21 protein-coding genes and 1 tRNA gene are annotated in these 22,483 nt (G+C 74.4%); 15 read left to right on the forward strand and 7 right to left on the reverse strand.

All coding sequences use genetic code 11. The features are described from left to right. Positions 1 to 141 precede the first annotated feature (141 nt). The 4 genes from mfd to G3T38_RS11615 all read left to right on the forward strand — a co-directional run bounded on the left by mfd (position 142) and on the right by G3T38_RS11615 (position 6,695). Positions 142 to 3,702 (forward strand): transcription-repair coupling factor, encoded by a 3,561-nt coding sequence (gene mfd, locus G3T38_RS11600; RefSeq protein WP_163772466.1) that lies wholly within the window; start codon positions 142 to 144, stop codon positions 3,700 to 3,702. Between the two features lie 36 nt (positions 3,703 to 3,738). Beyond that, positions 3,739 to 4,371 (forward strand): hypothetical protein, encoded by a 633-nt coding sequence (locus G3T38_RS11605; protein WP_163772467.1) that lies wholly within the window; start codon positions 3,739 to 3,741, stop codon positions 4,369 to 4,371. Beyond that, the gene (locus G3T38_RS11610) at positions 4,368 to 4,610 is read left to right on the forward strand and encodes a hypothetical protein (RefSeq protein WP_163772468.1); all 243 of its coding nucleotides are present in this window, start codon (positions 4,368 to 4,370) and stop codon (positions 4,608 to 4,610) included. The genes G3T38_RS11605 and G3T38_RS11610 overlap by 4 nt, the downstream gene beginning before the upstream one ends. A gap of 174 nt (positions 4,611 to 4,784) precedes the next feature. Further along, positions 4,785 to 6,695: a beta-propeller domain-containing protein gene (locus tag G3T38_RS11615; RefSeq protein ID WP_163772469.1), complete on the forward strand. Its 1,911-nt coding sequence runs from the start codon at positions 4,785 to 4,787 to the stop codon at positions 6,693 to 6,695. Positions 6,696 to 6,762: 67 nt separating this feature from the next. Here the strand turns inward: G3T38_RS11615 and G3T38_RS11620 are convergent, their stop codons facing one another. The 3 genes from G3T38_RS11620 to G3T38_RS11630 form a co-directional block, all read right to left on the reverse strand. Further along, positions 6,763 to 7,317, reverse strand: coding sequence for a DUF2867 domain-containing protein (locus tag G3T38_RS11620; RefSeq protein WP_163772470.1), 555 nt, complete (start codon positions 7,315 to 7,317; stop codon positions 6,763 to 6,765). After that, positions 7,317 to 8,015: a nucleoside triphosphate pyrophosphohydrolase gene (locus tag G3T38_RS11625; RefSeq protein ID WP_338037605.1), complete on the reverse strand. Its 699-nt coding sequence runs from the start codon at positions 8,013 to 8,015 to the stop codon at positions 7,317 to 7,319. Before G3T38_RS11625 ends, G3T38_RS11620 begins: the two co-directional genes overlap by 1 nt. Positions 8,016 to 8,177: 162 nt before the next feature. Continuing rightward, complete coding sequence (locus tag G3T38_RS11630; RefSeq protein ID WP_163772471.1) at positions 8,178 to 11,933, reverse strand: esterase-like activity of phytase family protein; 3,756 nt, start codon at positions 11,931 to 11,933, stop codon at positions 8,178 to 8,180. A gap of 290 nt (positions 11,934 to 12,223) precedes the next feature. Between G3T38_RS11630 and eno the strand changes: the two genes are divergently transcribed. The 7 genes from eno to G3T38_RS11665 all read left to right on the forward strand — a co-directional run bounded on the left by eno (position 12,224) and on the right by G3T38_RS11665 (position 16,904). Beyond that, complete coding sequence (eno, locus tag G3T38_RS11635; RefSeq protein ID WP_163772472.1) at positions 12,224 to 13,501, forward strand: phosphopyruvate hydratase; 1,278 nt, start codon at positions 12,224 to 12,226, stop codon at positions 13,499 to 13,501. Positions 13,502 to 13,591: 90 nt separating this feature from the next. Continuing rightward, positions 13,592 to 14,215 (forward strand): septum formation initiator family protein, encoded by a 624-nt coding sequence (locus tag G3T38_RS11640; RefSeq protein ID WP_163772473.1) that lies wholly within the window; start codon positions 13,592 to 13,594, stop codon positions 14,213 to 14,215. Then, the gene (locus G3T38_RS11645) at positions 14,212 to 14,733 is read left to right on the forward strand and encodes a DUF501 domain-containing protein (RefSeq protein WP_163772474.1); all 522 of its coding nucleotides are present in this window, start codon (positions 14,212 to 14,214) and stop codon (positions 14,731 to 14,733) included. Before G3T38_RS11640 ends, G3T38_RS11645 begins: the two co-directional genes overlap by 4 nt. After that, positions 14,730 to 15,641: a Ppx/GppA phosphatase family protein gene (locus tag G3T38_RS11650; RefSeq protein WP_338037606.1), complete on the forward strand. Its 912-nt coding sequence runs from the start codon at positions 14,730 to 14,732 to the stop codon at positions 15,639 to 15,641. The genes G3T38_RS11645 and G3T38_RS11650 overlap by 4 nt, the downstream gene beginning before the upstream one ends. 73 nt (positions 15,642 to 15,714) lie before the next feature. Beyond that, positions 15,715 to 16,233, forward strand: coding sequence for an ACT domain-containing protein (locus G3T38_RS22675; protein WP_163772475.1), 519 nt, complete (start codon positions 15,715 to 15,717; stop codon positions 16,231 to 16,233). Then, positions 16,230 to 16,814, forward strand: coding sequence for a peptide deformylase (gene def / locus G3T38_RS11660; RefSeq protein ID WP_163772476.1), 585 nt, complete (start codon positions 16,230 to 16,232; stop codon positions 16,812 to 16,814). The genes G3T38_RS22675 and def overlap by 4 nt, the downstream gene beginning before the upstream one ends. Positions 16,815 to 16,830: 16 nt before the next feature. Then, positions 16,831 to 16,904 (forward strand) — tRNA-Leu (locus G3T38_RS11665). Between the two features lie 3 nt (positions 16,905 to 16,907). Here the strand turns inward: G3T38_RS11665 and G3T38_RS11670 are convergent. The 4 genes from G3T38_RS11670 to G3T38_RS11685 are packed head-to-tail and all read right to left on the reverse strand — an operon-like array spanning position 16,908 to position 20,033. Continuing rightward, entirely contained in the window at positions 16,908 to 17,906 is a 999-nt protein-coding gene (locus G3T38_RS11670) for a cobalamin-dependent protein (RefSeq protein ID WP_163772477.1), read from the reverse strand. Between the two features lie 26 nt (positions 17,907 to 17,932). Beyond that, entirely contained in the window at positions 17,933 to 19,288 is a 1,356-nt protein-coding gene (locus tag G3T38_RS11675) for a SpoIIE family protein phosphatase (RefSeq protein WP_163772478.1), read from the reverse strand. Continuing rightward, positions 19,285 to 19,698: an ATP-binding protein gene (locus G3T38_RS11680; protein ID WP_163772479.1), complete on the reverse strand. Its 414-nt coding sequence runs from the start codon at positions 19,696 to 19,698 to the stop codon at positions 19,285 to 19,287. The genes G3T38_RS11675 and G3T38_RS11680 overlap by 4 nt, the downstream gene beginning before the upstream one ends. Positions 19,699 to 19,724: 26 nt before the next feature. Continuing rightward, on the reverse strand, positions 19,725 to 20,033 hold the full coding sequence (locus G3T38_RS11685) for an STAS domain-containing protein (RefSeq protein WP_163772480.1): 309 nt from the start codon (positions 20,031 to 20,033) through the stop codon (positions 19,725 to 19,727). A 113-nt stretch (positions 20,034 to 20,146) separates the two neighbouring features. On the opposite strand from G3T38_RS11685, the gene G3T38_RS11690 reads away from it, so the two are divergent. The 4 genes from G3T38_RS11690 to rpsM all read left to right on the forward strand — a co-directional run bounded on the left by G3T38_RS11690 (position 20,147) and on the right by rpsM (position 22,446). Continuing rightward, entirely contained in the window at positions 20,147 to 21,208 is a 1,062-nt protein-coding gene (locus G3T38_RS11690) for an LLM class flavin-dependent oxidoreductase (protein ID WP_163772481.1), read from the forward strand. Between the two features lie 316 nt (positions 21,209 to 21,524). Then, entirely contained in the window at positions 21,525 to 21,746 is a 222-nt protein-coding gene (gene infA / locus G3T38_RS11695; RefSeq protein ID WP_028473450.1) for a translation initiation factor IF-1, read from the forward strand. Between the two features lie 32 nt (positions 21,747 to 21,778). After that, on the forward strand, positions 21,779 to 21,892 hold the full coding sequence (gene rpmJ, locus G3T38_RS11700) for a 50S ribosomal protein L36 (protein WP_028473449.1): 114 nt from the start codon (positions 21,779 to 21,781) through the stop codon (positions 21,890 to 21,892). A gap of 179 nt (positions 21,893 to 22,071) precedes the next feature. Continuing rightward, complete coding sequence (gene rpsM / locus G3T38_RS11705; protein WP_163772482.1) at positions 22,072 to 22,446, forward strand: 30S ribosomal protein S13; 375 nt, start codon at positions 22,072 to 22,074, stop codon at positions 22,444 to 22,446. The last annotated feature ends 37 nt before the right edge of the window (positions 22,447 to 22,483 follow it).

Raw genomic sequence — 22,483 nt, forward strand, 5'->3', positions numbered from 1 at the left:
TCCCCGGGTCCGCGCCCGGTCCGCGTTTTCATTCCCCGGGCCCGCGCCCGGTCCGCGTTTTCCTTCCCCGGGCCCGACCCCCCGCGGCCCCACCCGTCCTCGAATGGTGACGCGCGGGGGCCCCGACTAGGCTCCTTCCTCGTGCAACTCTCCGGGCTCGCCGACGCCGTCCTGGCCGATCCGACCCTCGACGAGGCGCTCGCGGGAGCACGGGACCGCTCCGAGCGGGTCCTCGACCTGACCGGTCCCGCCGCGGTCCGGCCGTTCGTCGTGAAGGGGCTCGCCGACCTCGGGCGCACCGTCCTCGCCGTGACCGCGACGACCCGGGACGCCGAGGAGCTCGTCGCCGCGTTGGGCGACCTCCTCGACCCGGCGACGGTCGGCTACTTCCCGAGCTGGGAGACCCTCCCGCACGAGCGGCTGAGCCCCCGCAGCGACACGGTCGGCCGCCGGCTCGCCGTGCTGCGCCGCCTCGCCCACCCCGGGGACGACGCGGCCAACGGCCCGCTCTCCGTGGTGGTCGCGCCCGTGCGCAGCGTGCTGCAGCCGCAGGTCAAGGGGCTGGGTGACCTGGTCCCGGTCGAGCTGACCCCCGGTGCCGAGGCGTCGCTCGAGGGCGTGGTCCGCGGGCTGGAGGCGGCGGCGTACACCCGGGTCGACCTCGTCGAGAAGCGCGGGGAGTACGCCGTGCGCGGCGGCATCGTCGACGTCTTCCCCCCGACGGACGAGCACCCGATGCGCGTCGAGTTCTGGGGCGACGAGGTGGAGGACATCCGCACCTTCTCGGTCGCCGACCAGCGCACGCTGGAGAAGGTGGAGCGGCTGTGGGCGCCGCCGTGCCGCGAGCTGCTGCTGACGCCCGACGTGCGGGAGCGGGCCCGCGTGCTGGGCGAGCAGCACCCGCAGCTGCGGGAGCTCACCGAGAAGCTCGCCGAGGGCATCGCGGTCGAGGGCATGGAGTCGCTCGCGCCGGTGCTCGTCGACGAGCTGGAGCTGCTCCTCGACGTGCTGCCGGCCGACGCCCACGTGCTCGTCCTCGACCCCGAGCGCGGCCGCCGTCGCGCGGCCGACCTGGTCGCGACGAGCGAGGAGTTCCTCGCGGCCTCCTGGGCGGCCGCCGCCGGTGGGGGCCAGGCGCCGATCGACCTGGGGGCCGCGTCGTACCGCTCCTACGCGGACGTGCGCGAGCACGCCCTGGCCCGCGGCCAGGCGTGGTGGAGCGTGAGCCCGTTCGGCATCGCCGACGACGGCACGACCCCGGCCGACGCTCCCGTCACCGAGGCCGCCATCGCCGGCGTGCCGAGCCGTCCGCTGTCGGTGAAGCCCGCCGAGGCCTACCGCGGCGACGTCGAGAAGGCGCTCGCCGACGTGGGGGGCTGGCTCACCCAGGGCTACCGCGTCGTGGTGGTGCACCCGGGCCACGGTCCCGCCCAGCGCACCGTGGAGGCGCTGGCGGACCGCGACGTACCGGCCCGTCTCGTCGACGCCGTCGACACCCTGCCGCCGACCGACGTCGTGACGGTGACCTGCGGTGCGCTCACGCACGGCCTCGTCGACGAGCCCAACCGCCTCGCCCTCCTCACCGGCGAGGACATCTCCGGCCAGAAGGCGTCGACGCGCGACATGCGCAAGATGCCCGCCCGGCGCAAGCGCCAGATCGACCCGCTCGAGCTGAAGGCCGGCGACTTCGTCGTGCACGAGCAGCACGGCGTGGGCCGCTTCATCGAGATGAAGCAGCGCGAGGTGCAGGGGGCGGTGCGGGAGTACCTCGTGCTCGAGTACGGCGCCTCCAAGCGCGGCGCCCCGCCGGACCGGCTCTACGTGCCCGCCGACGCCCTCGACCAGGTGACGCGCTACGTCGGCGGCGAGCAGCCGGCGCTCGACCGGCTCGGCGGCGGCGACTGGACGAAGCGCAAGGCGCGCGCCCGCAAGGCGGTCAAGGAGATAGCGGCGGAGCTCATCAAGCTGTACGCCGCGCGTCAGGCCACCCAGGGCCACGCCTTCGGCCCCGACACTCCGTGGCAGCGCGAGCTCGAGGACGCGTTCCCCTTCGCGGAGACCCCCGACCAGCTCTCCACGGTCGACGAGGTCAAGGGCGACATGGAGCGGCTGGTGCCGATGGACCGGCTCGTCTGCGGCGACGTCGGCTACGGCAAGACCGAGATCGCCGTGCGGGCGGCGTTCAAGGCGGTGCAGGACGGCAAGCAGGTCGCCGTGCTCGTGCCCACGACGCTGCTCGTGACGCAGCACTTCTCGACCTTCGCCGAGCGGATGAGCGGCTTCCCCGTCGTGCTGAAGGCGCTGAGCCGCTTCCAGTCCGACAAGGAGGCGAAGGCGGTGCTGGAGGGCCTCACCACCGGGGAGGTCGACATCGTGATCGGCACCCACCGCCTGCTCAACCCCGACATCCGGTTCAAGGACCTCGGCCTCATCATCGTCGACGAGGAGCAGCGCTTCGGCGTGGAGCACAAGGAGCAGATGAAGCGGCTCCGCACCAGCGTCGACGTGCTCGCCATGTCGGCGACGCCGATCCCGCGCACGCTCGAGATGGCGGTCACCGGCATCCGCGAGATGTCGACGATCACCACGCCGCCGGAGGAGCGGCACCCGGTGCTGACGTACGTCGGCGCGTACGAGGACCGCCAGGTCATCGCCGCCATCCGGCGGGAGCTGCTGCGCGACGGGCAGGTGTTCTACATCCACAACCGCGTGCAGTCGATCGAGAAGGCCGCGCAGCACCTGACCGAGCTCGTGCCCGAGGCCCGGGTGGCGACGGCCCACGGCCAGATGAACGAGAAGCAGCTCGAGCAGGTGATGCTCGACTTCTGGGAGAAGCGCTTCGACGTGCTCGTCTGCACGACGCTCGTCGAGTCGGGCCTCGACGTCTCCAACGCCAACACGATGATCATCGAGCGGTCCGACACCCTCGGTCTCTCGCAGCTGCACCAGCTGCGCGGACGCGTGGGCCGGTCGCGTGAGCGGGCCTACGCCTACTTCCTCTACCCGAGCGAGAAGCCCCTGACGGAGACCGCGCACGAGCGGCTCGCGACGCTCGCGCAGCACTCCGACCTCGGCGGCGGCATGGCGATCGCCATGAAGGACCTCGAGATCCGCGGCGCCGGCAACCTGCTCGGCGGGGAGCAGTCGGGCCACATCGCCGACGTCGGCTTCGACCTCTACGTGCGGCTCGTCGGCGAGGCCGTCGCCGACTTCAAGGGCGCGCCGGACGACCAGCTGGAGGAGGTGCGCATCGAGCTGCCCGTCGAGGCGCACCTGCCCCACGGGTACGTGCCGAGCGAGCGCCTGCGGCTGGAGATGTACAAGCGCCTCTCCGAGGTGCGCAGCAACGAGGACGTCGACACGATCCGCGAGGAGCTCGTCGACCGGTACGGCGAGCCCCCGGTCGAGGTGGAGAGCCTGCTCTACGTCGCGCGGTTCCGCGCACGGGCCCGTGCCGCCGGGATCCGCGAGGTCACGTCGGCGGGCAAGAACGTGCGGTTCGCCCCCGTCTCGCTGCCGGAGTCGCGCGCGGTGCGGCTGCAGCGGCTCTACCCGAAGTCGTTGGTGAAGCCGGCGACGGACACGGTGCTCGTGCCCCGGCCGCAGACCGCCGTGGTCGCGGGCAAGCCCATCACCGGGCTCGCCCTGCTCGAGTGGGCGGCGAAGGTCATCGACTCGGTGCTCGACCCGAAGGATGCCTGACCTGCGGAGATCACCATGGGCCGCTACGGTGTGAGCGTGGTCACCTCGTCCCGCGCCCGTGTCGGCCCCCGCGTCCTGGCAGCCACCGCCGTCGTGCTCCTCGGTGGCGGCCTCCTCGCGGGGTGCGACAGCGACCCCCGTGCCGCCGCCACCGCCGGCGAGGCGACGTTGACGGTCGACCGGCTGGACGCCGCCACCGCGGCGTACTGCGACTACGTCGCGGACGTCGGCGTCGAGGCGGTGCCGCGCGCCATCGTGCGGAGCGGTCTGACGGAGCTGTGGCTCTACGACACGGCGTTGACGGAGGCGGCCGGTCCCGATGCCCTCGACCCGCCGCCGGCGGCCGACGACATCGCCCGCGAGATGCAGGCGGTCGGCGCGGACGCCGACGTCGCGTCGTTCACGGTGCGGCTGCTGACGGTGTCCAACGCGCTGTCGGACCCGACGGTCGGGCAGCTGGCCTCCTCGACCCTCGCCGACCTCGACGTCACCGTGAACCCGGCGGTCGGCAGCTACGCCGACGGTGCCGTGTCGACGGGCGGCGACGGCGTGAGCGTCGCCGCGAGCGACACCGCGCTCGGCGCGACCTTCACCCTCGACGACCCGCCCACGCCCGAGGAGGTCGCCGCGCTGCCCGCCGCGCAGCGGTGCGGCGGTTCCGCGGAGTGAGCGCCGCGACCCTGGTTCCGATCGCCGCGTTCGTCTGCATCCTGGCCGGGTGGTCGCTGGTGTGGCGGGGCCAGGTGCTCGACAGCCGCTACCGCGACGCCAAGGAGCGCGCGGGCGAGTGGCCGCGGCACCCGTCCGTGCGGCACACGACGCCGGAGTCGAAGCGCCTGCAGCGGATGGGGTTCCCGTTGTTGTTCGTGGGGCTCGGGCTGCAGGCGTTCAGCATCTTCGTGCTCTAGGTCGAGCGAGCGATCGGGCGGCACTTTCCCCGGCTGACCGGGGAACACGCCGCTTGGACCATCGAATTTGATGGTCAGAGCGGCACTTTCCCCGGTCGACCGGGGAACGTGCCACCCCGTCTCCCGCGTCCCAGGGGCATGAACCGCGTACCCGACGCCTGGAGGTGCGGCGGCATGGCCGCCGTGGTCGCCGCCCCGCTGCTCCTCGCCGCCTGTACGTCGACGCCCGACGCCGCCCCGGATCCCGCGGGCCCGACGGGTGTCGCGAGCCTCGTCCGCTTCACGAGCTGCGACGACCTCCTCGGCTACTTCCAGGAGAACGCGCTCGAGCGCGTCACGGCGTGGGGGCTGGAGGGCCTCGGCCTCGGAGGGGGGATCCCGGCCGCCACCGGGTTCTTCGAGTCCGACCTGGCCGCCGACGCCGCCTCCCCGCGAACGAGCGTGATGCCGCGCGGCGGCTACGTCGGCCCCGACCACGGCACGTCGGCGACCAACACCCAGGAGGAGGGCGTCGACGAGGCCGACATCGTGAAGACCGACGGCGACGTGCTGGTGGCGGTCGTCGGCGGCGAGGTGCGGGTGGTCGACGTCGCGTCGGCGGAGGCGCTGGCCACCGTCGACCTTCCCGACGACGGCCACCCGTCGGAGCTGCTGCTCCGCGTCTCGACCCTGCTCGTCCTGGGGCAGGAGGGGGCGGGCTACGTCCCGCTCGACACCGAGATCGGCGACTCGGCGTACCCGGCTGGGCGTCCGGCCCGCACCGTGCTGACCGAGGTCGACCTCACGGACCCGGCCGCACCGGAGGTGGTGCGCTCGACGCGGGTCGAGGGCGAGTACCGCAGCGCCCGCCTCGTCGGCGACACCGTGCGTCTCGTCATGGTGAGCGAACCACCCGGCCTGGACTGGGTCTCGCCGGAGGGCCGCTCGCTCGAGGACGAGAACGCGGCGCTCGAGGCCAACCGCGACCTGGTCGAGGCCAGCACCATCACCGACTGGCTGCCGCAGCTCTCGATCGACGGGGGCGACGTCGAACCGCTGCTCGGCTGCGGCGACGTCGGCGTGCCGACCGAGTTCAGCGGCTTCACCACCGTCTCCGTGGCGGGCCTCGAGATCGGCGGCGGCACCGCGCCGACCTCGTCGGCGGGCGTCGTGGGCTCCGGCGGCACCGTCTACGCCTCCACCGAGCGCATGGTCGTGGCCTCCTCGCCCTGGTCGACCGTGCGCGACGCGGACGCCGAGGACGCCGACCGGGGCCCGTCGTCCGACCTCCACGCCTTCGACATCAGCGAGCCCGACGCGACGACGTACGTCGGTTCCGGCCGCGTGGAGGGACGCCTCCTCGACCAGTTCGCGATCGACGAGGCCGCCGGCATCGTGCGGGTTGCCGTGACGCGGGACGGGAGGCCGGGGGAGCCGTCCAGCTCCTCGCTCGTCGTGCTCGCCGAGCGCCCGGGCGAGGGTCTCGTCGAGACGGGTCGTGTCGACGGCATGGGCCTGACGGAGCAGATCCAGGCGGTGCGGTTCCTCTCGCCCGACCTGGCCGCGGTCGTCACGTTCCGCCAGGTCGACCCGCTCTACCTCGTGGACACGAGCGACCCGACGGCCCCGACGCTGGCGGGGGAGCTGAAGGTGCCGGGCTACTCGGCGTACCTCCACCCCCTCGACGACGGCATGCTCCTCGGCATCGGCCAGCACGCGACCGAGGACGGCCGCACCACCGGCCTCCAGGCGTCGCTGTTCGACATCACCGACCCGAGCGCGCCGCGGCAGGTCACCACGGTGACGTGGGAGGGACGGCAGTCGCTCGTCGAGGGCGACCACCGCGCGTTCCTGCTGTGGCAGGACCGGGCGTACCTGCCCTCCCAGGGCTGGGGCCGCGGACCGCAGGAGACGGTCGAGTCGGTGGACGTCGCGCCCGGGCTGCTCGAGCGCGGTCCGACCATCGACGCCACGGGCATGCCGAGCGGCTACGCCGGCGTACGCCGCGTGCTCGTCGCCGACGACCGCATCTGGCTGGTCGGCGAGTCCACCGTCGTCCGCGTCGCGGAGGGCAATCGCGCCGTTGGCGACGTGGTCGGCTTCTGACCCCCGCGGGACGTCATGCGCTGCGGTGCTCGGGGCCGCCGCTCCGCATGACGTCCGGAGGAGGGGGTCAGGCGACGCCCGCCGCCACGTCCGCCGCGAGGCGCCGGGCGACGCCCTCGACGACGACCTCGCGCGCGGGCAGGTCGGCCACGAGGTACCCCGCACCCACGAGTCCCCGCGGCCGGAACCCGATCCGGACGTGCACGCGACAGGACCCCGGCAGGCCGGAGAGCGCGGTCAGCCAGACGCTGAGCCGCACCGTCCCCGGGGCGTGGACGCGGGCGTGCAGCCGCAGCCGGTACGCCGCGGGGTCGGCCTCCAGCACGGTCCAGAAGCCCGCCTCGTCGCCGGGGCGGAGCAGGTCGTCGCCGCCCGCGGGGCCCGGCGGCGCGACGGGGGCGGCCGGCGGCGGACCGAGCACGGTCCGCGCGGCCTCGTCGAGCCGCCCGCGGAACGCGAGGGGGGCGGCGTCGGCGTACCAGCGCTCGCAGCCCGGTGCCGGGGGAGCGGCGACGACGCGCCACGCCTCCGCCGGGGGCACGTCGACCTGCACGTGCCGCTCGCTCACCCCGGGCCGGGGCAGCAGCCGCCGCACCGGGCCGACCGGTCGGGACGAGCCCATCAGAGCCAGGCCCGGACCGCGTCGCGCAGCGCCTGCTCGGGATCGACCCCGGCCTCCCGTGCCTCGGCGACGAGCCCGAGCAGGCGGTCGCCGATCGTGCCGGCGTCGGAGCCGGTACGGCGCGGGGCGAGGTCCAGCGGCGTACCGGCCCGTGCGGACCGGTCGAGCACCTTGTCGGCCCACAGCAGTGCCGGCAGGGTCGGCGGCAGGCCGTCGGTCGGGTCGGTGCGTGTCTTCTCGGTCGCCTTGACGGCCTCCCACGCCTCGTTGACCGCTGCGGCGTCGAGAGGTTGGTCGTCCGCGGTCCGGTCGGCTCCGAACACGTGCGGGTTGCGGCGCACCAGCTTCGCCGTGAGGTCGGCGGCCACGTCGTCGATGGTGAAGGCCGTCGCGTCGGTGCGCTCGGCGGCGATCGCGGCGTGGAAGTAGACCTGCAGCAGGAGGTCGCCGAGCTCCTCCCGCAGCAGCGCGGCGTCGCCGGTGTCGAGGGCCTCGAGCACCTCGTGGGCCTCCTCGAGCAGGTAGCGCGCCAGCGAGCGGTGCGTCTGCTCCGCCTTCCACGGGCACTCCCGCCGCAGCCGGGCCATCACCCCGACGAGCTCGACGAGAGCGTGGCCGTCGGCGGGGTCCGGCGTGGGGGCGGGCGTGGGGGCGGGCGTGGGGGCGGGCGTGGGGGCGGGAGCGGGGGCGGCGTCCACGTGGCCCAGCCTAGGAGCGGGGTGGGAGCAACCGACGACCTGCGGACGTCATGCGAACCGCGGGCTCGGGGCGCCACCGCGCATGACGTCCCGGGTGGGTGGGCATGAGCCCGACGGCCCGGCACCCCCGCGGGGCACCGGGCCGTCGGCCCCACGCGAGCGTCAGCGCGCGACCGTGCGGAACGTGAGCTGCGACCGGGCGAACGTGGCGCCGCCGTCGAACTCCGCGCGCAGGTCGTAGGTGCCCCGCGCCAGGCCCGGCAGCGTCACCGTCGCTCGCCCGTTGCGCACCTCGGCGGTCGTGAGGTGCCGGCCGCCGTGGTAGATCCGGATCGCGCCCCGCGCCGGGACCTGCGACCCGGGCGCGGTGACGTAGAACGAGCTGGTCACCGACCGGCCTGCCGCGATCGTGCCGGGCAGCGCCTCGTCGATCCGCGTCCCCGCGGGCCGCACGACCAGGTCGATCGTGCCGGAGGACGCCCCGTGGGTCGCGTCCCCGGCGAACACGGCGAGCGCCGTGTGGGTGCCGACCGCGAGACCCGACGGGATGGTGATCCGACCGACGCCGTCGACCAGCGTGACGTTCCACCGGATGCCGCCGAGGTGGACCTGCGCCACGCCGTCGACCGGCGTGCCGCCGGTCACCTTGACGCCGACGGTGCGGGTGCGGCCGTACGGCGCGTCGACCGGCGTCGCCCCGACGTAGAGCGAGGTCACGGCGCCGACACCCAGCTCGACCTCCGGCGACGTCGAGGAGGCCACGAGGCTCTCGCCGGCGGGGACGTACATCGCGGTGTAGGTGTGCGCACCGCCGCTGACGCCGGTGAGGTCGGCGGTCGCCTGGCCGTCGACGACCGGGCCGACGCCGACGAGCTCGACCCCCTCGAAGAAGGCGACGTTGCCGAGCACGGGGGACTCCACGCGCGGCGTCACCACGGCGCGCAGCTGGGCCCGACCGGCGCCGGACGACACCGCGGTGAGGAGCGTCGTCGACGACGTCAGCACCGTGACGTCGCTCGAGGTCGAGGAGGAGCCGGCGGCGTGGGCGCCCTCGGCCGGGACGTAGGTCGCCGTGAGCGTGTGCCGCCCGGGCGGCAGCGCCGCCTGGAGGCTGGCCCGACCGTCGACGAGCTCGGCGGCGGCGACCTCGGTCTCGCCCTCGCGCACGACCACCCGGCCGGTGACCGGGGTGGAGGCCGCCGGGGCGACGACCACGGTGAGGTTCGCGACGTCGCGGTTGAGGGCGGACGCCGTCAGGGTCGTGGTGGTGGTCGTCGTGACCGTCACGGTGCCGGGGTCCGACGTCGACGCCGCGAGGCCGGAGGAGGTCGCCGGCACGAACCGGGCGGTGTAGGAGTGCGGGCCGAGCGCCACCCCGGTGAGGTCGACCGTGGCCGCGCCCGCCGTCACCGGCGCCGTGCCGACGACCGTGTCGCCCTCGAGGAACTCGACCTCGCCGGCGGCGCTGCCACCGGTGACCGTGGCGGAGAGGCGCACGGCGCCCGCCCCGGTCTGCTGCGCCGCGAGCGTGGTCGTCGTGGTGGCCAGCTCGGTGTCGAGTGCGCGGCCGAGGCGCAGGAGCTGGGTCTCGCCCGTGGCGTCCTTGAGGCCGTCGTTGTCGGTGACCGCGTAGACCTCGCCGTCGGCGGCGATGGTGAGGCCCTCGAGCTTCTCCTGCGTCCAGCCGTGCTGCTCGGTGAGGACCGGCAGCACGTCGACCGCGAGCTCCTTCTCGACGGGGGTGACCGTGCCGGGCGTGCCGGCCGGGAGGTCGACCGTGTAGACGCGCTTGATGCGCGCGTTCGGGCCGTTGAGCTTGTCCCGCTCGATCACGGCGACGGTGTCGGCGTCGACGGTGACGATCTCCGACAGGCCGACCCAGTCCCCGCTCGTGCTCGTCTGCTCGAGCGTGTAGCCGAACCAGGTCCACTCGCCGGTCACGGTGTCGTAGCGGCCGATCCGCGTGGTGGCCTCCGGCGTCGCCCCGCTGACGCCGGTGCCCAGCGGGCGCTGGAGCGCGACGTACAGGGTCTCGTTCGCGAACCCCTGGGCGATCGAGACGCCCTCGAGGCCCCAGTTCCTGAGCCCCGCGGTGACGTCGGTGGGCAGGCTGACGGTCTGCTGCACGACGCCGTCGGCGTCGATCCGCACCAGGGCGTTCGCCGGCCCGGTCGCGCCCTCGCTGGCCAGCCAGAACCCGCCCTCGGGGCGGGCGGCGAGCCCCTCGATGTCGAGGTTCTCCCGTGTGCCCGCGGAGCTCCGCACGTCGACGACCGACGTGATCTCGGCGGGGGTGCTGGACACGTCGACGGTGTAGACCCGACCGGGCTTGTACGCCGAGTCGCTCGCCGCGTAGAGGACGTCCGGGTTCGTCGGGTCCGCGCTGAGCGCGCTGAGCGCGCCCCACCCGATGGGCTGCGCCGGGTCGGCGCCCGGGACGTCGCCCGCCACGATCGAGGGGAAGGACGGGGCGTCGGCGCCGAGCTCGTAGAGGCTGACGCTGGCGCGCACCCCCGCTGCGGCGTTGTCGGTCTCCGACGACACCGCCAGCAGGTCGCGCCCGGGGACGGGGAGGATGCCCTCGGGCCCGTTGGTGGCGGGCAGCACCTGCCGGAACGCCGGGTTCCGCGGGTCGGTCATGTCGTAGACCGCGACGAAGTTGCTGCGCTCGGAGCCGACGAAGGCGTACGGCGTGCCCCCGACCTCGGCGAACGCGAGGCCCTCCGGCTCGGTGCCCTTCGACGAGGCCTTGGCGCGGGCGTCGTTGAACAGGCCGTGGCGCACGGCGATCTGCTCGAAGCTGTTGCCCGCGTCCCACACGACGTCGCCGCTCGTGGTGTCGAAGACCGTCCAGCCGCGCGTGCCGCCCTTCCAGTCGCCCTCGTTGGCGGTCGCGACGAGACCGTCGCCCACCCAGGCGATCGCGTCGGGCTCCCGCGGCTTGTCGAGCGAGCCGGTCGGGTTGAAGACCCCGTCGGAGGTGGTGTCGATGCCGCTGACGCGGGCGTTGCCGGCGGAGAAGACCTTCTCGATCGCTCCGGTGGGCAGGTCCACCACGACGACGCCGTTGTTCTCCTGCAGGGTGACGGCGACCTTGCCGTCGGCGTTGATCGCGACGTACTCGGGCTCGGGGTCGACGGGGGTGTCGATGCCGGCCGCGGCGAAGGCCGCCAGTGCGCTGCCGTCGGGGTTGGTGAACGGCACCGGGCGCGCCGTCCACGTCGTCGGGTCGCCGGTGAGGGCCACGGTCTGGAGGAAGCCGGCGGGGGCCTGCGGGAGCGCGGCGCCGTTGGCGTCCTCGTCGCGCTGGTTCTCCATGGCGATCGCGGCCCAGGCGCCGTCGGCGCTGATGGCGATGGAGTCGGGCTGGCCGCCCAGGTCGATGCGGTGGACGAGGCTCCCGTCGCTCGTGCGCACGGCGAGGAGGGCGCCCGAGGGGGCCGTGAACGACGTGCTGGTGTCGACGACGGCGAGCAGGTGGTCGCCGACGACCGCGACCGAGGTCGGCTGCACGGGGGTGCCGGCGTCGAAGTAGCGGGTGAGGTCGAGCGTCCCCCGGCCCGCCGGTGCGGACGGGTCGGAGATGTCGAGGACGCCGACCCGCTGGCCGGCCGCGTCGGTGTAGTAGAGCGTGCGGCCGTCGTCGGAGACGTCGGAGATCTCGGCGACCGTCTCGGTCGCGACGGGCTCCCCGTAGGGCCGGTTGAGGTGGACGGGGTACGTCGCGGTGCGGTCGAAGTAGGCGGCGCCGTCCGCGGGGGCGGTGGGGTCGGCGGCAGGCGCCAGGGGGGCGACCGGGCCGCGCACGGCGGCCGCGGCGAGCCCCGGCGTGCCCAGCTCGACGCCGGCGAGGACGGCGGCACCCAGGGCCAGGGTGACGGTGGTGCCGACGGAGCGGCGGACGGTCCGGAGGGACATGCGGGGTTCCCTTTCGGGGGACGGCGTGACGACGGGGCGGGTCCGGTGCGCACGCACCGTCCCGCGCGCATCTTCGGGGCACCGGCAGGTGCGACGGACGACGCTCGGGATGCCCGGCGGTGGCCGCTGGGTGAACGCTCGGCGACACCGCACGGCGCGCTGCGGCACGCCTGGTCTCACGGAGGTCGTCGCTTGGCTAGGCTGACCGGCGGTCGCCCGGGCCAACCCCGGTGACCATCGTCCGGCCCGTCGTACGCCGACACGCGGCGTACCCCCGTCCCAGGAGCAACATGGCAAGCATCGTCGCCGTCGGCGCCCGCGAGATCCTCGACTCGCGCGGCAACCCCACCGTCGAGGTCGAGGTCCTCCTCGAGGACGGGGTGCTCGGTCGGGCAGCCGTCCCGAGCGGCGCCTCCACGGGCGCGTTCGAGGCGGTGGAGCTGCGCGACGGCGGCGACCGCTACCTCGGCAAGGGCGTCCAGGGAGCCGTCGACGGCGTGGCCGAGCGCATCGCGCCCGCGATCGTCGGTCTCGACGCCGACGACCAGCGCCTCGTCGACCAGACGATGCTCGAGCTCGACGGCACGCCGAACAAGGCCGACCTCGGCGCGAACGCGATCCTCGGCGTCTCGCTCGCGACGGCGCAGGCGGCGGCGGAGTCCGCGGGCCTCCCGCTCTACAAGTACGTCGGCGGCCCGAACGCCCACGTGCTCCCGGTGCCGATGATGAACATCCTCAACGGCGGCGCCCACGCGGACACCAACGTGGACATCCAGGAGTTCATGATCGCGCCGATCGGTGCGCCGAGCTTCTCCGAGGCCGTCCGCAGCGGCGCCGAGGTCTACCACTCGCTCAAGGCGGTGCTGAAGAAGCGCGGCCTCGCCACGGGCGTCGGCGACGAGGGTGGCTTCGCGCCCGAGCTCGCCTCCAACCGCGCCGCGCTCGACCTCATCGCCGAGGCCGTCGGCGCCGCCGGCTACCAGCTCGGCACCGACATCGTGCTCGCGCTCGACGTCGCCGCCACGGAGTTCTGCACCGACGGCGTCTACACCTTCGAGGGCGCGTCGAAGTCGGCCGAGGAGATGACGGCCTACTACGCCGAGCTCGTCGCCGCCTACCCGATCGTCTCGATCGAGGACCCGCTGGACGAGGACGACTGGGCCGGCTGGAAGGCCATCACCGACAGCCTGGGCTCGAAGACGCAGCTCGTCGGCGACGACCTGTTCGTCACCAACGTGGAGCGCCTGCAGCGCGGCATCACCGGCGGCCAGGCGAACGCGCTGCTGGTGAAGGTCAACCAGATCGGCTCGCTGACGGAGACGCTCGACTCGGTCGAGCTGGCCCACCGCAACGGCTACCGCTGCATGATGAGCCACCGCTCGGGCGAGACCGAGGACGTCACCATCGCCGACCTCGCCGTCGCCACCAACTGCGGCCAGATCAAGACCGGCGCCCCGGCGCGCTCGGAGCGCGTGGCGAAGTACAACCAGCTCCTCCGCATCGAGTCGGAGCTCGGTGACGCGGCTCGCTACGCCGGCGCCGGCTCCTTCCCGCGCTACCGCGCCTGATCGACCGCAGCACCAGCAGCACCAGCAGCACCCGCATCCCCGTCCCGCACCCCGTCCCGCACCCCGTCCCGCGCCCGAGAGGAGCCGACCGTGGCCGACGAGCGTCGTCGCACCAACCGCGGTCCCGGTCCCCGGGCCGGGACGGGGCCGGGGCGGGCCCGGGCCGGCGGGCGGGGGAGCACCCCGCCCGGGGTGCGGCCGGCGGCGGCGCGCACCGGTGCGTCCGCCCGACCGCGCCCCCGGTTCACCGGCCGCGCCGCGATCCTCGTGCTCGTGCTGGCCGTGCTCACGGTCTCCTACGCGTCGTCGCTGCGGGCCTACCTCACGCAGCGCGCCCACCTCGAGGACCTGCGGGTGCAGATCGAGGAGAAGAGCGCGAACATCGAGGCCTACGAGCGTGAGGCGCGCCGCTGGGACGACGACGAGTTCGTCGCGCAGCAGGCCCGCGAGCGGCTCGACTACGTCAATCCCGGCGAGACGTCCTACGTCGTGATCGGACCCGACGGCGCGCCGCTGGGCGGCAACGACGCCAGCCTCTCCGAGCCGGTCGCTGCACCGACGGACGACGAGGTCCCGCCCGCGTGGTGGGACACGGCCTGGGACTCGGTGGAGGCCGCGGGCGACCCGCAGGCCGCCGCCGAGGAGGAGGCCGAGCAGCAGCCGGCGGACGAGATCGTCCCGCCGCCGGAGCAGACCGAGGAAGGAACCGAGTGAGCGTCTCCGACGCCGACCGCGCCGCCATCGCCGCCCAGCTGGGGCGGGAGCCGCGCGGCATCGCGGGCATCGGGCACCGCTGCCCGTGCGGCAACCCCGACGTGGTGACGACGTTGCCGCGGCTGCCCAACGGCACGCCGTTCCCCACGACGTACTACCTGACGTGCCCCCGCGCCGCCTCCCGCATCGGGACCCTCGAGGGCGGCGGCACCATGAAGGAGATGCAGGCGCGCCTCGGCGACGACGAGGAGCTGGCCGCGGCGTACCGCGCCGCCCACGAGCGCTACCTCGCCGCCCGCGCCGAGCTCGAGCCGCAGGTCGGGGGCGTGCCGGAGATCGCCGGGATCTCGGCCGGCGGGATGCCCGACCGCGTCAAGTGCCTCCACGTGCTCGCCGGCCAGTCGCTGGCCCAGGGGCGCGGCGTCAACCCGCTCGGCGACGAGGTGCTCGACGAGCTCGGCGACTGGTGGGCCGCAGGCCCCTGCGTCGGCTCCCCGGCCGAGCAGGACGACGCGTGATCGCCGCCGTCGACTGCGGCACCAACACCATCAAGCTCTTCGTCGGCACGCCGCCCCACGCGGTGGTGCGCACGTCGCGGATGGTGCGGCTCGGCGAGGGCGTCGACCGCACGGGGCGGCTGGACGACGCCGCGGTGCAGCGTGCGTTCGCCGCCCTGGACGAGTACGCCGCGATCATCGCCGCCCACGACGTGGAGCGCATCCGGTTCTGCGCCACGTCGGCCACCCGCGACGCCTCCAACGCCGACGTGTTCCGCGCCGGCGTGCTGGAGCGCCTCGGGGTGGAGCCCGAGGTGCTGAGCGGCGCCGAGGAGGCCGCCCTGTCCTTCGGTGGTGCGGTGGCCCACCTGCGCCACGAGCCCCGGCTGCCCGTGCTCGTGGTGGACATCGGCGGCGGCTCGACCGAGCTCGTCCGGGGCGACCGCGACGCCGACGGCGTGCTCGCGCCGACGGCCGCGCACTCGATGGACGTGGGCTCCGTGCGGCTGCACGAGCGGCACCTCGCGGGCGACCCGCCGACCGGCGCCGAGGTGCAGCGGCTCCTCGCCGACGTCGACGCGGCGCTGGACGCGAGCCCGGTGGACGTCGCGGGCGTCGCGCAGGTCGTGTGCGTGGCCGGCACGGCCCTGACCGTGGGGGCCGGGGCGCTCGGGCTGCCGGCCTTCGACCCGGTCCTGCTCGACCAGGCCGTCGTCCCGCGGAGCGCCGTGCGGGCCGAGGTGGACCGGCTGCTGGCCATGACGGTCGAGGAGCGTCGCGCCCTCGGCCACGTGCACCCCGGCCGCGCCGACGTCATCGGCGCCGGGGCGCTCATCCTCGACCGGGTGCTCGAGCGCGCAGGTGTCGACGAGCTGACGCTGTCGGTGGCCGACATCCTCGACGGCATCGCCGCGTCGCTCGTCGACTGACGCGTCCGGCGGGGCCGACCGGGAGACCGGGGCCGAGCGCGCACGCCGCGGCCCCGGCTGAGAGGATGCGCGGGTGACGCAGCACGCCATCACCGTCCTCGGCCACGACCGTCCCGGCATCATCGCGCAGGCCACGGCGGTCCTCGCCGACCTCGGGCTCAACATCGAGGACACCTCGATGACCCTGCTCCGCGGCCACTTCGCGATGACCCTCATCTGCGCCGGCGGCGCGACCGAGGGGCGCATCGTGGACGCGCTCGCACCCCTCGCGGAGGACGGCTCGCTGACCGTCACCGTGCGCGAGGTGTCGGGCGAGCACGCGGCGGGCGACGGCGGCACGCCGCACGTGCTCACCGTCCACGGCGGCGACCGCCCCGGCATCGTCTCCGGCGTCGTGGCCGTGGTCGCGGGCGTCGGTGGCAACGTCACGGACCTCACGACCCGGCTCTCGGGGGACCTCTACGTCCTCCTCGCCGAGGTCGACCTGCCGGCGGGCGTGGACGTCGACGCCCTGCGTGCCGCCCTGACGGACGAGGGCGCCCGGCTCGGCGTCGGCGTCACCCTGCGCGCCGCGGAGGCCGACGAGCTGTGAGCCAGACCCCCGAGGGCGCCACGAACCAGGTCGACGCCCGGGTCGCGGGCTGGAGCGAGACCGAGCTCGGCGTCGAGGGCCGGGTGCTCGAGGTCGTGCGCGCGCCCGCCGCCGTGCTGTCGACCGACGGCGAGCGCGTCGACCCCACCGCCCCCGAGACCGTGCAGCTGGCGGCCGACCTCGTCGCCACCATGCGCGTGAGCCCCGGCTGCGTCGGCCTCGCCGCGCCCCAGGTCGGCGTCGGGGTGAAGGTCTTCTGCGTCGACGTGTCCGAGCACCCCAAGACCCGCGACCACCACGGCACGTTCGTGCTGTGCAACGCCGAGGTCGTCACCTCCAGCCGCAACGAGAAGGCCCGCGAGGGCTGCATGTCGGTGCCCGACCTCACGGGCGACGTCAAGCGACCGTCGCGCATCGTCGTCCGGGGTCAGCTGCCCGGCACGGGCGAGGCCGTCGAGGTGACGGCCAACGCCTTCGAGGCCCGGGCCCTGCAGCACGAGATCGACCACTGCGACGGGTTTCTCTTCCTCGACAAGGTCGCCGGAGCCCACGCGATCTACCAGCGCAAGACCTACCTGTAGGGTCGCGCTCCGTCCGGCCCCCGTGTCCCAACCGGTAGAGGAAGCCGGCTTAAACCCGGCGTGTTGTGGGTTCGAGTCCCACCGGGGGCACCGTCAGGCCGCGTCGGCGAGCATGCGGCGCCCCAACGGGTAGTCGGCGACCTGCTCGGTGACGGCCGCCCAGACCTCCGCGAGGGTGGACCGCTCGCAGCGGCGGGCGTCGCCGACGGCGTCGAGCCACGTCCGGGTCTCGCTGACGATGCTCGCGTCGTCCGTGAGGAGCGCGGCGGCGAGTGCGCCGAGCACGTGGGGCACCTGGTCGAGCACCGCGGTGGTGCCGGGGCCGCCCCGCCGCGCGACCCGCTGGGTGACCGCGTCGGTGTGGGGGCCGACGGCGGCCAGCAGCGCGAAGGCCTCCCGCGCGGCGTCGGTGCGCAGGGGCGGCACCGCGGGCACCCGCCGGGGGAGCGTGGCGAGCAGGCTCCCGACGTCCGCGGGGTCGAGGGCCTGCGCCGTCGCACCGATGCGGCGGGCCCGCAGGCCGGCGGGGTCGAACGCGGCGCCCCCGACCACGACGGGCACACCGGAGGCGGTGGCGGTCTCGACGTGGCGGCGCACGAACACCAGTGACGACGAGAGCGACGCGCTCACCAGGGTGACCCGCGGCTCGTGGTCGGCGATCGCCCGCTGGAGGGCGAGCGTGGAGACGTCGGCGCCGAGGTAGGCCACCGCGTAGCCCTCGCTCTCGAGCCGAGCGGTCAGCATGAGCGCGGGGAGGGCGTGCCACTCGCGCTCGGCGCACACCACGAGCAGCGGCGGGGTGCCCCGCGCCGCACGGACCGCCGCGTCATCCCGCCACGAGCGGATGCGACGGCGCAGGTGCTGCACGACCTGCTCGTTGACCGCGGTCGCGGCGTGCTCGCGGGCCACGGTCCACTCGTCGGCGGCCCACAGGCTGCCCACCCGGCGCTGGGCGTCGCCGACCAGGCCGGTGAGGATCCCGTCCAGGGGCGTGCCGTCGGTGAGGACCGTGTCCACGATCGCGCGCGCCCCCGCGCCGTCGTTGTGCACGACGCGGTCCCAGTACCGGTCCTGCACGGCGGTGGCGACCACGGGGCGGGCAGGCGGGCGGGCCGGGCTCAGAGCGGGGCCGAGGGCTGCAGCGCGATGATGGCGGCGTCGTCGCGGTCGAGGGAGTCGGGCCCGAGGAAGGACGAGACGCTCATCGCCAGACGCTCGACGACCGCGCTGCTGGGGGCGCCTCCGAGGCCGGCCAGGGCGGTCGCGATGCCGTCCTCGCCGAACATGTCGATGCGCCCGCGGGCCTCGGTGATCCCGTCGGTGTAGCAGATGAGGGTGTCGCCCGGCGCGAGCCGGTGGACCGACCGCCCGAACTCCGCGTCCTCGAAGATGCCGAGGGCCGGGCCGTGGGACTCCACGTACTCCAGGGTGCCCTCCCGCCGCAGGATGATCGGCGGCGGGTGGCCGGCGTTGCTCAGGGTCACCTCGAACGAGCCGTCGTCCTGGCGCCGCAGGCGACCGCAGACCGCCGTCGCGAAGCTCTCGACGGGCGACTCGGCCTCGTGCACGAGCACCTGGTTCGTCAGGGTCAGGACGCGGTCGGGGGAGCGGTCGACGAGCGCGGCGGTGCGCACGGACGTGCGGATCCGCTTCGCGGCGACGGCCGCGCCGACGCCCTTGCCCACGGCGTCGCCGAGCAGCAGGGTCAGGTCGGTCTCACCGCCGTGGAGGTCGATGAAGTCGCCGCCGACCGTCACCTCCTCCTGCGCCACGCGGTTGTACGACGCGACGTCGAGCCCGGCGCTCGCGGGAAGGGGCGGCGGGAGCAGGGCGGTGCGCAGCGTGGTCGCGGCGTGGCGGTTGTCCGCGACCACGATGGTCACGTCGAGGGCGACGGCGATCCGGTGGGCGACGTCCTCGAGGAAGAGCACGTCGTCGGCGGTGAGGTCCCGACCACGGGCCCGGGCGAGCGTCAGGAGCCCGATGCCGCGGCCGCGCGCGACCAGCGGCAGGCTCAGCACCGAGGCGGCGTCGAGCTCGTTCAGCTGCCCCACCAGCGGGCTCTCGCCGAGGAGCTGCGTCAACATGACCTCGCGCTCCGGGGTCTCGGGCGGCAGCAGCCAGTGCTCGGGGGCCTGGCGGGACAGCACGTCACGCACGGCCTCGGCCTGGCGACGGCTGATGGGACGGTCGCGCTCGCCGACGAGGTCGTGGCCGCGCGTGCGGCCGACCGACATCCAGCCCTGGTGGCTGTGGAGGGCGACCTGCGCGAAGTCGACCGCGTGGTCGACGAAGGTGTCGACCGTCAGCTCGAGCGCCCGGGCGGGACGGTGCACGGCCCCGAGCACCTCGCCCAGGTGCTGCTGGAGGGCCTCGCGCGCGAGGAGCGCCTGGTCGTCCACCACCAGGGGCGTGGCGTGCCGGTCCCAGCCGGGAGCCGCGGCCGGTGTGGGTCGGCTCCCGGTGTCGGTCACAGCGCGATCCTGGCGGTGACGGTCGTACCGGTGCTGCGGGTGACGCTCCAGTCGTCGCAGATCGCGGCGACCATGGCGAGGCCCCGGCCGCGCAGGCCGTCGTCGGAGACGGGCTGCACGGTGATCGCCGGACCGGCGCCGCCGTCCGTCACGCGCAGCACGACGTGGGACGGATCGACACTCCAGGCGAGCTCGATCTGGTCGCCCGGTCCGGGGGCGCCGTGCTCGACGGCGTTGATCACGAGCTCGCCGGCGACGATGACCGCGTCGTTGAGCACGGGGGTCGGGAGGCCGAGCGCCTCGAGCGCGCCGCGCACCACGTCGCAGGTCCGCCGGGCGGCCTCGTCGGAGTGAGGCACGTCGACGACGTGCCAGCCCGGCGGCGGGGGAGTGAGGGGGCTCGCGGTCATGGCGGGGCGGTGGGGGGCGGGACCCCTCAGGCGTCGACCTGCTCGAAGGGGATCTTGCAGACCGTCAGCACGCGCTGTGGCACGCTGCCCTCGGCGGCGACCAGGGTGACCTGGGCGCCGTTCTTCTTCGCCAGCACGGTGGCGCGGGCGAGGACGCCGACGATGATGCTCGGCAGGAACGTCACGGCGCGGAGGTCGACCGTGAGGTTCTGCGTGAACGTCTCGCTGGCCTGCTCGATGAGGTCGTTGAGGGCGCGGTGGTCAGCAGCGTCGATGTCTCCCGACAGGACGAGGCTCCCCGGCGCCGACGTGGCGGAGAAGGAGGTAGCGGTCACGGGGGCACTCTACGGGAGGCCCCGGAACCGGCCTGCGACCGAGGTCGGCCCGCTCACCCCGAGGGGTGGCGGCCGCGGGAATATCCGACCCGTCTCGGGTGCTGGCCCCTGCGATGTCCGAGACCACCGCCGCCCGTCCCCGTCTGTCCGTCCTCGACCTCGTGCCGGTACGGCGCGCGCAGTCGACCGGTGAGGCGCTCGCCGCCTCCCGGTCGCTCGCCCAGGTGGCCGACGCCGCCGGGTACGAGCGCTACTGGGTGGCGGAGCACCACAACATGCCGGCCGTCGCGGCCACGAACCCGCCCGTCATCATCGCGATGCTGGCGGCGGCCACCGAGCGGATCCGCGTGGGCTCGGGGGGCGTGATGCTCCCCAACCACGCCCCGCTCGCCGTGGCGGAGCAGTTCGCCCTGCTGGAGGCGGCGTACCCCGGCCGCATCGACCTGGGGATCGGACGGGCGCCCGGGTCCGATCCCGTGACGAGCTACGCGCTGCGCCACGGGGGACCGGTCGGCGGCGACGACGAGGCGGTCGCGCGCTTCGCCGAGCACGTCGGCAACGTGGTGGCGATGATGTCGCCCGACGGCGTGGGGGTGCAGGTGCAGGGACGCACGCACGAGCTGCGCGCCACGCCCGTCGCGACCTCGGTGCCGCAGCTGTGGCTGCTCGGCTCCTCCGACTACTCGGCGCACCTGGCGGCGCAGCGGGGCCTGCCCTACGTGTTCGCGCACCACTTCTCGGGCGAGGGCACCGAGCGCGCCCTCGAGATCTACCGCCGGGAGTTCCGACCCTCCGCGGAGCTCGACGCCCCCCGCACGTTCCTCACCGTCAACGCGGCGGTGGCGGAGACGGACGCCGAGGCCCGACGGCGGGCGCGTCCCCAGCAGCTGATGATGCTCGCGCTGCGCACCGGCGCCCCGCTGGGTCCCCAGCTCAGCGTGGAGGAGGCGGCGGCGGTGGAGCTGCCCCCGTCGCACCAGGAGTTCGCCGATGCCATGCTCGCGCGGTGGGTCGTGGGGGACGCCGCGACGGCCCGCGCGCAGGTCGCGACGCTCGCCGCGACGTACGGCGTGGACGAGGTGATGGTGAACCCCGTCGACGGGGCGACGGACGGGACGCCGATGACCGCTGCACCGGCGCGCGAGGAGACGCTGCGCCTGCTCGCGGCGGCCTGAGGACGGTTCCCCGCGAGCAACGGCCGGGGCGCCGCTGGGGCGCCGTCGGGGCCACCTGGCCCGATTAGGAATTGTTGGGGCGTTTCCCTAGACTCGTACGTCGGCCCAACGTGGGTCTGCTTCGCCGTGTCCTGCGGCTGCCCGGTTCGCCGGGATGGGACCCGGCGGGCGGCTGCACGAGGTCCACTGGACCGCCCTCCGCGGAGGGTCCCAGGCGGTTCCCGGGCCAGCCGCGCGACCCCACGGTCGCGGGGTGCACGACACGGTAGACGAGACGACAAGCACCGGTCAGCCGGTACGACGGATTGTGGAGGACATGGCCAAGAAGGAAGGCGTCATCGAGATCGAGGGCTCCGTCATCGAGGCTCTCCCGAACGCGATGTTCCGCGTGGAGCTGAGCAACGGGCACAAGGTCCTCGCGCACATCAGCGGCAAGATGCGTCAGCACTACATCCGGATCCTCCCCGAGGACCGCGTGGTGGTGGAGCTCTCGCCGTACGACCTGACCCGCGGGCGCATCGTCTACCGCTACAAGTGACATCAGCCGAGACACGTTGAAAGGACCTCCTCGTGAAGGTCAAGCCGAGCGTCAAGAAGATCTGTGACAAGTGCAAGGTGATCCGTCGCCACTCGCGCGTCATGGTGATCTGCGAGAACCCGCGTCACAAGCAGCGCCAGGGCTGACGCCCTCGGCCGGTCCGCCGGCCACCCGCACCACCCCACCCACGTGATCGCTCAACCCGCCGCACGGCGGGGGATGCACCTCCGGAGCAGAGGCCGGAGCCCGTGGTCGACCAGCCGGTCGGCCGTCCGGGAGGCGACACGACCGAGACCTCTGTGCACATCGAAGGGAAACGCCATTCATGGCACGCCTCGTTGGTGTTGACCTCCCGCGCGACAAGCGCGTCGAGATCGCACTCACCTACATCTACGGCATCGGCCGTACCAGCTCCCAGCAGATCCTCGCGGCGACCGGGGTCGACCCGAACGCCCGCGTGCACACGCTGGGTGACGAGGAGCTGGTGAAGCTCCGCGACGAGATCGAGGCCAACTACAAGTTCGAGGGTGACCTCCGACGCGAGGTCCAGGCCGACATCCGCCGCAAGATCGAGATCGGCAGCTACCAGGGTCGCCGTCACCGCATGGGCCTCCCGGTCCGCGGTCAGCGCACCAAGACCAACGCGCGCACCCGCAAGGGCCCGAAGCGCACGGTCGCCGGCAAGAAGAAGGCCCGCTGATCCCGCTGCGCGGGTCAACGGTCCACTCGTCACGAGC

The organism is Nocardioides zeae, from assembly GCF_010686755.1.
In the GTDB taxonomy this organism is placed as follows: domain Bacteria; phylum Actinomycetota; class Actinomycetes; order Propionibacteriales; family Nocardioidaceae; genus Nocardioides; species Nocardioides zeae.